This is a genomic window from Ferroglobus sp. (assembly GCF_015521575.1).
In the GTDB taxonomy this organism is placed as follows: domain Archaea; phylum Halobacteriota; class Archaeoglobi; order Archaeoglobales; family Archaeoglobaceae; genus Ferroglobus.
Genome location: NZ_WANY01000161.1, coordinates 1 through 12252 on the forward strand (window position 1 = coordinate 1; position 12252 = coordinate 12252).

The following is a 12252-nucleotide window of genomic DNA, read 5'->3' on the forward strand; positions in this document are numbered from 1 at the left end:
AGGGGATATAGCTCTTGTAAGTCAGAGCGGAGGAGTTTGTCATTTAATTGCTCCTTACTCTATGAGGGAGGGAATAGGCTTTAGCAAGATCGTCGGGTTGGGGAACAGGCTTAACGTGGACTTCTACGACATGCTTGAGTACTTGAAGGATGATAAAGAGACGAAAAGCATAGCCTTATACATAGAGGGAATAGACGAGCCGAAGAAGTTGTGTGAGAAAATTAGAGAGGTAAGTAGGGTAAAGCCGATAGTGGCTATGAAGGCTGGAAGATTCGAGAAAGCTGATAAGGCTTCTAAGTCCCACACTGGATCTTTAGCCGGAAATTACAAGCTCTACGTTTCTGCTTTAAAGCAGTACGGGGCTGTTGTAGCTGAGGATTTAGTCGAGCTTGTATCTTTTGCGAAAGCCTTGGCTATGCAGAAGCCGATGAAGGGGGATAGGGTTGCGGTAATCTCCCTTGTTGCCGGACTTGGGATGGTCGCTTCAGATTACTGCGAGCTTAAAGGTTTAAAGCTAACGAAGTTCACCGAAGAGACGCAGAAGCAAATCTACGAGATTCTTCCTCCCTACACGATAAGGGACAATCCCATCGATCTCGGTTTTGTAGCTAACGATACGGAAACCTGCGGGGAAGTTATTGAGCTTGCTGTGAGTGATGAAAACGTAGATGGAGCGGTGATAAACTACATATTCTCATGGTCGGAGGAGTTTCTTGAAGTGCCAACTAAAGCGATAATTAAAGCTTCAAGGGAAAAACCGCTGACAATGTGCCTGAATTACCCACCGGGTATTTGGGATGACGTGAAAGAGGAGCTTGAGAGTAACGGCGTCCCTGTCTTCTCAACCCCAGAAATAGCTGCAAAATCTCTCTGGGCTTTGAGGGAGTACGAGAGGAGAATTAGAGAATGATCCTCGCATCGACCGCCACTATTCCTTTTTCACTTGCGATGAGCGGATTAACGTCTGCTTCTTTAACATCCTCTTTTTCAACAAGTTCCGAGAATTTCGTGACGATTTCTACAAGGGAACCCATGTCCAGCTTGTAATTTCTGAATCCCCTTGCAACTTTGCTGAGTTTCGTCTCTTCTATCATTTCGATAACGTCTCTTCTTTCCAGAGGGAGAACTCTGAAGGACACGTCTTCAAAAAGTTCAACGAGAGTTCCTCCACAGCCGAGAGCTACGTACTTCCCGAAGAATTCGTCCTCCTTAGCTCCGAGAAAAATTTCGAATCCTTTAATCATTTTTTGAACAACCACTTCTCCATCGAGCTTCCTATAGCATCTTAAAAGTTCTTCGTCGCTTTTCACGTCCAGAAAAACTCCTATCTCAGACTTGTGCTCGCTAACGTTCGGTTTTATCACGACCGGATATCCTATTTTCTCAGCAGCTCTCAGAACCTCCTTTTCGTTCGAGGCGACTAAAGTCTCAACGACCGGAATTTCGTATTTTTTCAGCAGCTCAAGAGACTCCATCAGATTCAGCATAACCATCACTTGCTCAGATCGAACAGAACGATCCTCTCCCTAATAAGGAGAGGCAGCTTTTCCTCTCCGACGATTTCGATCTCTTTTTCCCCTATATCGTAAAGCTTCATTATTCTCTTGACTTTTTCTTCGTCGATCTTCAAAACTTTTTCCTCTTTAAACCCGAGTTTTTTCAACTCCTCTATGCAGTCTTCCTCGGCGACTACGATAACCTCGTTTCTTCCCTCCTTCAATCCGATTTTTGTGGCATCTCTTATCTGTCTTGTGGCGGCAACGTAAAGGAGGACCTCGGTAGAAAAGTTTCTCGCAACTCTTCTTCCTTCGTCCCAAGCTTTCTTCGCTTTTTTCGCTGCAAACTCTACAACCTCCTTGTCAAGAACGTATTCAGCGTTTATAAACGTAGCCTCGCAAGGGAGCTTGGAGAGGAAATCTTTCACGTCCTCTATCTCTACAACTCCTTCAACGACCTTCATAACACTCTCATCAGCGATTCCACTCTGATTCCCTTGTCCGTTATGTCGTACCTCAGTATGCTCTTCGGAACTATCGTTGCCTTTATTTTTATTATCTTCAACCTCCTTTGAATTTCCGTCTCGACCTCTCTTAGACTGAGTTCTATTACTCCGTCGGCGTAGTGTTTTATTGCGGTCTCTATTTTCTGGTCGAACATACCCTTTGTAAAGGTGGCGAGGAAAACGCTGTTCGTTCTTCTCGTCTGGATCGTTATTTTGTTTATGAGTTCTTTAATTTCCTCCCATCTGTAGTTTTCAACGAAGTACGTCAGGCTGTTGAGAACGCATCTCTGATGATCGCTCCTAAGCACTTCCTCGGAAACCCTCTTGTAAGGATCTTGAACGATCGCTTTTAAATACGTCTTTGCATCTCCCTTCGGGGAGACTTTTGGTGTGAGCAAGTCTACTACATCGAGACCTTCGGGGTTTATTCCAGAGATTATCTGGATGTTCCTCTTTATCTCCTCCTCTGTTTCTTCGGTGCTTATGTACAGAGCTTTTTCTCCCCTCTTTAATCCCTCGGCTACGAAGTGGTAAGTGAAGTAATCAGCTCCAGCTCCCGGGTCTTCAAGTAAAACGATGAAACTTCCAGCAGGAAAACCTCCGCCAAGCTGAGAATCTAAACTCAGTATTCCGGTTGAAAGCCTTTCCATTCGATCACCCTGAGAAAATTTTTACTAAACTCCTCAGCATAATTTATAAACCTTACTTGCAAAACCTTAACGATGAACCTTAAGTTCAACGAAAAAGGACTCATCCCGGTTGTTGTTCAAGATGCAAAAACGAAGGAGGTGTTAATGTTAGCTTACGCTAATGAAGAGGCTTTAAAACGCACAATTAAGACGGGTTACGCTCATTACTTCAGCAGAAGTAGAAAGAAGCTCTGGATGAAGGGCGAAGAGTCGGGAAACGTTCAAAAGGTTGTGGAGGTAAGGGTTGATTGTGATGGGGATGCGATTCTTTATCTTGTGGAGCAGAAGGGTGTTGCTTGTCACACCGGCAATTACTCTTGCTTTTTCAGGAAGCTGGAGGAGGTCTGAATGAAGTACGTCCTCGACACGAGCGTAATTATTGACGGCAGAATTTCCCAGATGATAGAAAAAGGAGAGCTAAAGGGAACTATAATAATTCCAGAGGCTGTTGTGGCGGAATTGGAAGCTCAGGCGAACTTTGGGAAGATAACGGGTTTGCAGGGGTTGGAGGAGATAAAAAAGATTAGAGAGCTTGCGGAAAAAAAGGGATTTGACGTACTTTTCCTCGGGGAAAGACCAACTCTGGAGCACGTTAAACTTGCGAAGGGTGGAGAGATAGACAATCTTATAAGAAAAGTGGCTGAGGAGGAGCAGGCTACCCTCATAACGTGTGACAGAGTGCAGTACTACGTGGCAGTTTCTAAGGGAATTAAAGCCATTTACCTTGAGAAGAGGGTAATAAAGCCCGATGAAACGAAAATCATGCAATTCTTCACCCCTGATACTGCAAGCGTCCATCTAAGAGAAGGCTGCGTTCCGATGGCTAAGAGGGGGAGAATAGGGGAACTGAAGCTCGTGAAGATTAGGGACGAGCCTATGACTCTTGAGGAGCTAAGGGAAATTGCCCATGAGATTATTGAAGCCGCATCTCAAGATAGGGACAGCAACATAGAAATTGAAAGGAGGGGTGCTACGGTCGTTCAGCTTAGGGATGTCAGGATCGCTATAGCCGAAAGACCGTTTGCTGATAGAATGGAGATCACAGCTGTTAGACCAATAGCAAAGGCAACTCTTGAAGATTTTGGTGTGAGTGAGGAGCTGAAGAAAAGGATAATAGAGAGGCAAAGGGGGATACTAATAGCTGGTCCACCGGGAGCCGGAAAATCGACTTTTGCAGCAAGCATAGCCAATTACTTAATGGAAAACGGGTACATGGTGAAAACGATGGAAAGTCCGAGGGATCTGATGGTTAGGGATGAAATAACGCAGTACGCCCCTCTTGAAGGGGACATGACTTTAACAGCAGATGTTCTCTTACTCGTGAGACCAGACTACACGATCTACGACGAAGTGAGAAAGACGAGCGACTTTTTGGTCTTCGCTGACATGCGTTTGGCTGGGGTGGGTATGATAGGCGTTACTCACGCAACCAGAGCGATAGATGCGATACAGAGAATGATAGGAAGAGTCGAACTTGGAGTAATTCCGCAGGTGGTTGATACCGTCATTTTCATCGATGCGGGTAAGATAAAGAAAGTGTACGAGCTTAATTTCACAGTGAAAGTTCCCTACGGAATGACGGAAGCCGATCTGGCGAGACCAGTTATAGAGGTTATAGACTTCGACACGAAGAAGGTTGAATACGAGATCTACACCTACGGAGAGCAGGTCGTGGTGATGCCGGTTAGGGAGAGTGAAGTAAGCAAAATCGTCGTTAACGCTGTGGAGAACAAGATAAAAGATCTCGTTTCGGTCTACGAAATAGAGGCTTTGAGCGATAAGAAAGTTGTTGTCAGAGTTCCGGAAGATGAAATTCCCCACCTTCTCGGGAGGAGGGGTAGGAAGATAAAGGCTATAGAGGAGGAACTCGGAATTTCCATAGATGTCGAACCTTTAAAAGCGGAGAGAAGAAACGTTGTTGAGGTTTTTGTTGAAGAGAAGGGCAAGCATTACGTTATCCATGCTGAAGGACTCGAAGGAAGAACGGTAGACATATTCGCCGGAGACGATTACGTTGCAACGGTGGAAGTCGGAAAGAGGGGGCTTATAAGGGTTAGAAAGGACAGAGATGCCGGAAAGAGAATAAAGCTTGCTCTCGCGAAGGGTGAGAAGATATACCTGAGATACTGAGAATGAAAACGCTGGTCTTTTTATTCTTCTACGTAACCTCGGCTCTCTTAGCCTATCTCTTTTCGGGGAAGTTTTTCGAGGAAAATTTTTTCGCCTTCGAAAATCCTTCGGACGTTTCTAATTCTTTCTACTACTTTATTCTCATCCTCGCATTCACAGCGATAATAATCTTCCTCGTCAAAATTTCAAAGCTCTTCGTCAAGTTGATTTTTTATTTACTAATCTCTCTTACAATATACTTCGTCTTCGCACCTTTTATCGGCTTCTTCGCTTTAGTCCCTTCTCTCGCCCTAACGATCCTTTTGGCGGTGAGAAGAAATCCTGTCTTTATTAACTTCGTCGCCCTTCTCGTTTCTGCCGGGGTTATCGCTATTTTCGGAATAAGCCTTGAACCTATTCCGGCTATAATCCTTCTTGCGATCCTCGCAATCTACGATTACGTCTCGGTTTACAAAACTGGGCATATGGTTAAGCTTGCGGAATCTTTGAGTGAGATGGAATTGCCTTTGCTCTTCGTCATTCCCGGAAAGGAGAGAAATTCTTATATGGGTGTTGGAGATGTTGTGATTCCAAACGTTCTCTTCGTGTCCTCCTTTTACTACTCCTCCCCAATTCAGGCTATATTTACTCTGGCTTTCAGTTCCGCAGCTCTGATTCTTTTACTCAAAAAAGTGGACAAACCAACCCCTGGGTTGCCTTATTTGAATTCCGCAGCTATCCTCGGCTTTTTGATTTCCTCGCCTCTTCTTTTATCAGGCTGAGGAGTTCATCTATTCCCTCCTTCGTCACGACCGAAATTCTCATTCTGTCTTTGAAATCGTGAAGGTCTGCCTTGCTGTATATTTCAATTATAGGCTTTTTGAAAGTCTCCTTCACTTCCCTCAACAAGTTGAGCTGGTTTTCCAACGAATAACCGCATGTTTCCGTCGGATCTATTACGAAGACTATCAGATCGGCGAGGTGTTTTAGTGCCACTATCGCCCTTTTTTCTATTTCGTTCCTCTTAGAGATTGGTCTGTCGAGTATTCCGGGAGTGTCTATCACCTGAATTCTGATGTCCTTGTCTTCTACAAATCCAACACTTATCTTCTTTGTCGTAAAAGGGTAGCTCGCAATCTCCGGCTTTACGGAGGAAATTTCAGCTATTATACTGCTCTTTCCAACGTTTGGATATCCGGCTAAGACTACCGTGAAGTCTTCGCTTAGCGTGGGAATTTCCTTGAGCTTCTCTCTTGCTTCGTTTAAAAATTTAAGCTCCTCGTCTATCTGCTCGACTATAGAAGCGACCCTTCCGTAAACTTCCCTCAGCACGATTTTTGGGTCTTTTCCACCCTTTATCTGAGCGACGCCTTTGCTTATCACCCTCTGGGTCATTCTGTCAGCCCACGATATGGCTGCCAAGCACTTCTTTATCCTTCTAACTCCTACCACAACGTCTATCATTTCTCTATAAAAGGGTGGAAGGTTATCGTAAGAGGGGTGAGCGTCCACCACTTTTTTAAAGTAATCCCTCAAAACGTTGGATATGGTAGCGAGCTTGTTTAAAGCTCTCTCCTTACTTGTTCTTCCCCCAACTTTCGAAGCTCTTCTGTAAGCCTTATCTATTATTTCCTGAGCTGTTAGGACCGTAGGCAGTTCTTTGGCATTGAAACTCATCTTTTCAAGTAGAAGCTGCTGGAAATTTAAATGTTAACGTTCTATTTTGAAAGACCTCTTGACCTCCTTACTTTTCAAAACTTCAGCTCCCACTTTTTGGGCAGCGGTAAAAATTTTCTCTTTTACCTTCGCATTTACCGACTTCTCGTCTATAACTATAAATTCGGCTTCACTTACATCATACGCTTTAATCAGAAATTCTGGAGTTAGCGATTCGAAGGTGTATTTTGCAAAGATGTGCCCGAAAGTCACGGTTGTTTCGAGAATGATTTCCGTTTGCCTCGGAGCGTAGTGAGTTCCTCCAACGCTTATCGCTTTATTCCACTCTTTCTCGGATTTTACTGCTTCGATTATTGCTTTTCCTACTGCCTCTCCAGCCACCTCGTCTTTCCACTCCTCCTCGGTCGATCCTATCTCAACGAAGAGAGACTTCTTTTTAATTTCTGAAGGTCCGTGGTGAGTGGCTTCCAAGGAAAATTCAAAGTCATCCGGCACATCCAAGCTGAGAACGTAATTTTTCAATGTATCTGGAGACGGTTTTGCCAAGCTGTAAGTCCTTCCTCCGTAATCAGCTCTATCAAGGTTGCCGGTGAAGTGGGCTGTAAGAATTTTTCTTCCGTCCTTGCTGCTGTGCCTCGAAGCGAAAATTATCTCATCAAAGTTCAGGAATTTTGAGAGTTTCTCGTCGAGGAAGTCTGCGTAGATCAACCTTTCTCTAATCTCAACTCCTAAGAAGCCGTCAAAATCGTAAATTGTGTAATCCTCTACTCTCTTTTCGTCGGCAGAAACTTCGGTGAGTATGAAATTCTTTATGTTCTGGCTCGCGAGATCATCTTTACTGAATACTACAAGTTTCATGGGGGAAAGCTATTTAGCTGGATCAAAAAACTTTGCTTATGATTGGAATTGTCGGAGGATTAAGCCCGGAAGCAACAGCCTACTATTACCGCCTCTTCATCGAAAAGTCGAGGGAGAGATTTCCGAAGTACTTCTACCCTGAGATTTTAATTTACAGCCTGAACTTCAAGGAGTTTGTGGAGGGGAATAGCGAAGAGAGAAGGAACTTGCTTTTTAAGGCTTTGAAAAAGCTTGATGAGGCTGGAGTGAAAGTTGGAGGGATTGCTTCGAACACTCCTCACCTCTTCTTTGAAGAGATGAAAAGGGCTGTTGGCTTTGAACTCGTTAGCATAGTGGAAGCTGTGGCTGAAAAAGCTGGAAAGGGAAAATTCCTTTTGCTCGGAACGAAGAAGACAATGGAAAGCGATTTTTATCAGAGAGCTTTTGAGAAATACGGTGGGGAAGTAGTAATTCCAGAGGAGAGAGATAGGGAAGTCGTTCATAGAGTGATTATGGAGGAGCTCGTTCTCGGGAAGTTTGAAAAGAGTAAGCTTATCGAAGTAATTAGGAAATACGAAAGTTTTGTGGATGGAGTCATTCTTGGATGTACTGAGCTTCCGTTGGCAATTTCTCAGAAAGATTTAAATGTAGAGGTGTTTGATTCTGCGAAAATCCACGTGGAAAAGATGCTTGATGTTTACGCAGATAAGTTTATCAACAGAAAATAAAACTTAGCGTGGGGGGTAAGAATGGGCTGGAAATCTCACGGTTTCAGGTTCAAGTCCGGAAGAAAGCTCAGAAAAAAAGTGAGGGAGAAGGGAATTAAAATTAGGAGAGCGCTCCAAACCTTTGAAATTGGTCAGATAGTTCACATAGACATCGATCCGGCTGTACACAAGGGAATGCCTCACCCGAGATTTCAGGGTAGGACAGGAAGGGTTGTTGGTGTAAGGGGGAGAGCGTATCTTGTCGAGATAACCGACGGAGGAAAGAAGAAGATTATTTTTGCCAGACCCGAACATTTAAAGCCTCAGGGTGGATCAAATGCCGTTTAAAGAGGTTTTGGGTTTCGATTACATAACCATCTCTGAGGCGAGGGAAATTCTTGAAAAGATCGTTGAGAAGAGGAGGGAGAAGGCTGAAATTCTTTACGAAACGAGGAAGACGCTCAAATACTTGAGAACTTTTTCGAAACTTCCGGCTGATAAAGCAAAGGAGCTTGTAGAAGAGTTGTTAAAGCTCCCTCAGCTTTACGGAAAAAAGGAGCTTGCCGTGAAAATAGCAGATTTGATGCCGAGAATTCCCGATGAAGTTAGAATAATCTACGCCAAAGAGAGGTATACGCTGAGCGAGGAGCAGATAAGAGAAATTCTTGAGGTCGTTAACAAATACCGAATTTAAAGAAAAAAATAAATAGTTTCAAACCTATTTTAGGTCGATTGCTATGGTTAGAGGTAAGGATAGGAAAGAAGAGAGGTACGAAGATTACGCTTATGTTCTCGATTTCCTTCCTTACGGTCATCCCGACGATAAGAGACCTATTCACAGGAGGGAGCCTTTAGCTCAGGTTGTCGGTGAGAAGTACTTCACCCTTCTTGAAGTTAGTATCAAAAAGGGGCAGAACCCCCTAATAATGGATAGGGTTTACATCGGAAAGGGAGAGAGGGATGTGGTTGATAGGATAAAGAGAAGGTTGAGATACGAGGAGCTAACCCCTACGGCAAAGGCTGAGTTGCCTTACGTGATTGAAAAAATAGTCAAGGAGCAGGAGGAGCGTTTTGTGAAGTTTTTCAATGAATCCTCACCAATAACAACAAAACTCCACCAGCTCGAACTTCTTCCGGGAATCGGAAAGAAAACTATGTGGGCTATACTGGAGGAGAGGAAAAAAGAGCCGTTTAAGAGTTTCGAGGACATAGCGAAGAGAGTGAAGGGTTTGTCACATCCCGAGAAGTGCATAGTCAATAGAATCATCCACGAACTTCAGAATCCGAAAGAGAAGTACAAGCTATTCACCGCATGAAGCTTTTAAAAAGTCGAGACCAGCACATCCTCAAGGATAAGAGGTATTTGAAGAAGATCGTTAGCGTTGCTGAAATAAAAGATGAGGAGGTTTTAGAAGTCGGTTGCGGACCGGGAAACCTTACGTCCCTTCTTTTAAAAAAGGCTAAGAAAGTTTACGGAATAGAAAAAGATGGGAGATTCGTTGAGCTTTTAAAAAAGAAGTTCAGCAGCTACATCGAAGAGGGAAAGTTTGAGATAATAGAAGGAGACGCTTTAAAGGTTGAATTCCCGGAATGCGACAAATTTGTTTCGAATATTCCATTCTCGATATCCTCTCCATTAACGTTCAAGGTTCTCAAGCACGGCTTTAAGCTTAGCGTTGTAACGTATCAGAAAGAATTTGCTGAAAGGCTCGTGGCAAGGGAAGGGAGTAAAAAGTACGGAAGGCTCAGCGTTATAGCGAAGGCTTATTGTAAAGCTGAAATAGTCGATATAATCCCTCGCCATGCCTTCAAGCCCGTTCCGAAGGTTGATGCGGCGATTGTGAAGATAATCCACGAGCCGGAGATAAGAGTTGAAAACGTTGAGATTTTCGAGGATCTCGTCACCTTCGTCTTTTCAAGGAGGAGGAAAAAGTTCTCGAAAATACTTGAGGAGTGGTGCGAAAAAAGGAAGGTCAAAGTTAGTGACATGGGGTATGGGGATGAAAGACCAGAAAAAATTCCGCCAGAAATTTTTGCAGAGATTGCCGACAGTTTATGAGGCTGCCGAGGATTCGGAGCTTTTGCTTGAGGCGGCGATGGAAGAAATCAGGAAGGAAGATGTTGTAATAGAAATAGGAGCTGGTAGCGGATTCGTTTCAGAAAAATTAAAGGGGAAATGCAGGTTTTTGCTCGCTACCGATATAAACCCCCATGCGGCGAAGATATGCAAGGAAAAAGGGCTTGAAGTCGTTGTTGCCGACCTTTTTAGGGGAATAAAAGGGAAATTCACCCTTATCCTGTTCAATCCCCCTTACTTGGAACTTGAAGAGGAGGAAAAGATAGGGGATTGGCTGGAGAAAGCCATAGACGGCGGAAAAGGAGGGATAGAGGTTTCGGTTGAGTTCCTTAAACAAGCCAAGGAAAGACTCGAAAAAGGCGGGAGGATAATTCTAATTTCCACCTCCCACAACTTCGAAAGGTTGAAGGAGGAGATTAAAAGACTCGGTTATAAGTTTGAGGTTGTTAAGAAAAGGAAGCTGTTTTTTGAAGAACTCTACGCTTTAAAAATTCAGATCTGAGACAGAACTTCTTCTATCTTTTTCACTATTCTTTCGTTAGCCTCTTTTATTGCCTGAATTGGGTTTTTACCCTTCGTTCTAACGACAAGCTCCGGCTCGCCAACGTAGGGATGCGGAATGTTGTACTTAGCCAGAACTACATCTTCATCCTTCAGCAGTTCGTGCTGGAGGAGATTCAAGTACGTGTGATCTTCTCCCTTAATCACAAGTTTGACGAAATTTTCGTTCATTTCGGTTATTTTTATCTCCATTCGAACGCACCTCCGTAGTAGCTTGAAATCTTCTTCCTGTTTGTTTTGCCGCACTTGCTACATTTAAGCTTATCCTCTTCAAGAACGAGTTCTCCGCCGCAGGAGCACTTTGTTTTTATCACCCCGTAATCTCTTCCTTTAATGGAAATCCGCAAATTTTCGTCTATGACCTTGCAGATGATTATGTCCTCGTGGCTCAAAAACTCGCTAACGTCTTCTACAAATTTTTCCGAAATTTCTGAAGCTGGAAGTAAAGCCAGATCGTAGTAAGGCGGAGATCTGTTCATGTTAACTTTTTTCAACAACTCAACGAGGGCGAACTTCTTCTTCACATCCACGACTTTCCCTATTACTTCATCACCCTTCTCTATTTTTGGAATTTCCTTTTCTGGCTTTATCGAAATCTTTCTGTCTTTTACGATTACCTTTCCGGCAACAGCGGCGTAAATTTTTCCATCCTCTTCGTAAACTCCCTCTCCAGCTAAAAATTCCTCACTACAGCCAAGATAATCTCCGGGAAACACTTCCATTTTAACACCTCTCAATTCTAAAAACTTCTACCGGTATGTATTTATATGGTTTTTCATGGAAAGCGTAGGTTTTTTTCAGCGGTATTGAGTACTTCCACACGTGGGTAACTTTAAACCCGTTCTCTTCAGCTTTTTTCCTTACGAACTCTTCACTTCCTGCTGAATGAATCGAGTAAATTACTTCTGCAATCTCGAAAGCTTTCATGAGGAATTTCCTGTCTGCATGTCTTCTCTGGATTCCGAAGGGGGGATTCATTATTACAGTTCCCTTCCTCTTCACGTTGAAATTTTCCACGTCGCACAAAATAAAGTCTGCTGAAACTTCGCACTTCTTTGAATTTTCTCTTGCAACGTTTAAAGCCTCTCTATCTACGTCTACGCCAATGGAAAAAGCTCCAAGCAAAGCTGAAGCTATGGTAATTATCCCAGTTCCGCAGCCGAGATCGAAAACGAGATCGAGATCGTTTTGCATTTTTGCGAAAAGAACGATCTCTGCAACAAGAGCTGGAGGAGTTACGTATTGTTCAAGAAAAATTTTGGGGTTTTTAAAACCGTTAAGGGATTGTAAAAAAATTTCAAGGTCTTTTTTCTTCATCCAAAGAGTGCTCCAAGTCCTTCGAGGACTTCCTCTTCCTTCACTTCTTCCTCTTCCTCTTTCTTCTCTTCTTTCTTCTCTTCCTTAGCTTCTTCAGCCGCTGCCTCAGCAGCTGGAGCTGCCGGAGCTGCTGGCACAAAGGCGGCTTTGTTTATAGCTTCCTCTATGTTTATACCTTCCAAAGCCGTAACTAATGCCTTGACTCTTGCCTCGTTCACTTCTATTCCAGCAGCTTCAAGCACAGCCTTAACGTTTTCCTCGTTTATTTCCTTTCCA

18 protein-coding genes and 1 pseudogene are annotated in these 12252 nt (G+C 43.6%); 10 read left to right on the forward strand and 9 right to left on the reverse strand.

The window, feature by feature from the left end:
- Positions 1-910 (forward strand): annotated as a pseudogene (locus F7C14_RS06560) (acyl-CoA synthetase (NDP forming)); the annotation flags it as partial.
- On the opposite strand, the gene F7C14_RS06565 reads toward F7C14_RS06560, so the two are convergent.
- Genes F7C14_RS06565 through F7C14_RS06575 form a run of 3 tightly spaced genes read right to left on the reverse strand, consistent with a single transcriptional unit; the run spans position 900 to position 2652 of the window.
- Entirely contained in the window at positions 900-1475 is a 576-nt protein-coding gene (locus tag F7C14_RS06565) for an acetate--CoA ligase family protein (RefSeq protein WP_290901106.1), read from the reverse strand. The pseudogene F7C14_RS06560 and the gene F7C14_RS06565 sit on opposite strands and share 11 nt — an antisense overlap.
- Positions 1476-1492: 17 nt before the next feature.
- Positions 1493-1960: a KEOPS complex subunit Cgi121 gene (cgi121, locus tag F7C14_RS06570; RefSeq protein WP_290901108.1), complete on the reverse strand. Its 468-nt coding sequence runs from the start codon at positions 1958-1960 to the stop codon at positions 1493-1495.
- Complete coding sequence (locus tag F7C14_RS06575) at positions 1957-2652, reverse strand: RAD55 family ATPase (RefSeq protein ID WP_290901109.1); 696 nt, start codon at positions 2650-2652, stop codon at positions 1957-1959. Before F7C14_RS06575 ends, cgi121 begins: the two co-directional genes overlap by 4 nt.
- Before the next feature lie 72 nt (positions 2653-2724).
- Between F7C14_RS06575 and hisI the strand changes: the two genes are divergently transcribed.
- The 3 genes from hisI to F7C14_RS06590 are packed head-to-tail and all read left to right on the forward strand — an operon-like array spanning position 2725 to position 5582.
- A complete protein-coding gene (hisI, locus tag F7C14_RS06580; protein WP_290901112.1) occupies positions 2725-3039 on the forward strand; it encodes a phosphoribosyl-AMP cyclohydrolase in 315 nt (104 codons plus the stop codon).
- The gene (locus F7C14_RS06585; RefSeq protein WP_290901114.1) at positions 3040-4821 is read left to right on the forward strand and encodes a PINc/VapC family ATPase; all 1782 of its coding nucleotides are present in this window, start codon (positions 3040-3042) and stop codon (positions 4819-4821) included.
- Between the two features lie 2 nt (positions 4822-4823).
- Positions 4824-5582: a presenilin family intramembrane aspartyl protease PSH gene (locus F7C14_RS06590; protein WP_290901116.1), complete on the forward strand. Its 759-nt coding sequence runs from the start codon at positions 4824-4826 to the stop codon at positions 5580-5582.
- On the opposite strand, the gene F7C14_RS06595 is transcribed toward F7C14_RS06590, so the two are convergent.
- Complete coding sequence (locus F7C14_RS06595) at positions 5536-6477, reverse strand: GTPase (protein WP_290901118.1); 942 nt, start codon at positions 6475-6477, stop codon at positions 5536-5538. The genes F7C14_RS06590 and F7C14_RS06595 overlap by 47 nt on opposite strands.
- A 33-nt stretch (positions 6478-6510) precedes the next feature.
- Positions 6511-7335, reverse strand: a complete 825-nt coding sequence (locus F7C14_RS06600; RefSeq protein ID WP_290901119.1) for a D-aminoacyl-tRNA deacylase — start codon at positions 7333-7335, stop codon at positions 6511-6513.
- A 38-nt stretch (positions 7336-7373) separates the two neighbouring features.
- Here F7C14_RS06600 and F7C14_RS06605 point away from each other — a divergent pair, with 38 nt between their 5' ends.
- From F7C14_RS06605 to F7C14_RS06630, 6 genes are read left to right on the forward strand one after another with little or no spacing between them, the layout of a single operon-like run.
- Entirely contained in the window at positions 7374-8042 is a 669-nt protein-coding gene (locus F7C14_RS06605) for an amino acid racemase (protein ID WP_290901121.1), read from the forward strand.
- Positions 8043-8063: 21 nt separating this feature from the next.
- Positions 8064-8369: a 50S ribosomal protein L21e gene (locus F7C14_RS06610; RefSeq protein WP_290901123.1), complete on the forward strand. Its 306-nt coding sequence runs from the start codon at positions 8064-8066 to the stop codon at positions 8367-8369.
- Positions 8359-8715: an RNA polymerase Rpb4 gene (locus F7C14_RS06615; protein WP_290901125.1), complete on the forward strand. Its 357-nt coding sequence runs from the start codon at positions 8359-8361 to the stop codon at positions 8713-8715. The genes F7C14_RS06610 and F7C14_RS06615 overlap by 11 nt, the downstream gene beginning before the upstream one ends.
- Before the next feature lie 43 nt (positions 8716-8758).
- Positions 8759-9337, forward strand: coding sequence for a DUF655 domain-containing protein (locus F7C14_RS06620; RefSeq protein WP_290901127.1), 579 nt, complete (start codon positions 8759-8761; stop codon positions 9335-9337).
- Positions 9334-10080 (forward strand): 16S rRNA (adenine(1518)-N(6)/adenine(1519)-N(6))-dimethyltransferase RsmA, encoded by a 747-nt coding sequence (gene rsmA, locus F7C14_RS06625; RefSeq protein WP_290901129.1) that lies wholly within the window; start codon positions 9334-9336, stop codon positions 10078-10080. The genes F7C14_RS06620 and rsmA overlap by 4 nt, the downstream gene beginning before the upstream one ends.
- Positions 10022-10600 (forward strand): HemK2/MTQ2 family protein methyltransferase, encoded by a 579-nt coding sequence (locus F7C14_RS06630; protein ID WP_290901131.1) that lies wholly within the window; start codon positions 10022-10024, stop codon positions 10598-10600. The genes rsmA and F7C14_RS06630 overlap by 59 nt, the downstream gene beginning before the upstream one ends.
- Here the strand turns inward: F7C14_RS06630 and F7C14_RS06635 are convergent.
- The 4 genes from F7C14_RS06635 to rpl12p all read right to left on the reverse strand — a co-directional run.
- Complete coding sequence (locus tag F7C14_RS06635; RefSeq protein WP_290901133.1) at positions 10591-10851, reverse strand: DNA-directed RNA polymerase subunit L; 261 nt, start codon at positions 10849-10851, stop codon at positions 10591-10593. The two genes, F7C14_RS06630 and F7C14_RS06635, sit on opposite strands and share 10 nt — an antisense overlap.
- Complete coding sequence (locus F7C14_RS06640) at positions 10842-11381, reverse strand: exosome complex RNA-binding protein Csl4 (RefSeq protein WP_290901135.1); 540 nt, start codon at positions 11379-11381, stop codon at positions 10842-10844. The genes F7C14_RS06635 and F7C14_RS06640 overlap by 10 nt, the downstream gene beginning before the upstream one ends.
- Position 11382: 1 nt before the next feature.
- Positions 11383-11976 (reverse strand): METTL5 family protein, encoded by a 594-nt coding sequence (locus F7C14_RS06645; RefSeq protein ID WP_290901137.1) that lies wholly within the window; start codon positions 11974-11976, stop codon positions 11383-11385.
- Positions 11973-12252, reverse strand: a 280-nt coding sequence (gene rpl12p, locus F7C14_RS06650; RefSeq protein WP_290901139.1) for a 50S ribosomal protein P1, incomplete at its 5' end; no start/stop codon positions are given. The genes rpl12p and F7C14_RS06645, both read right to left, overlap by 4 nt.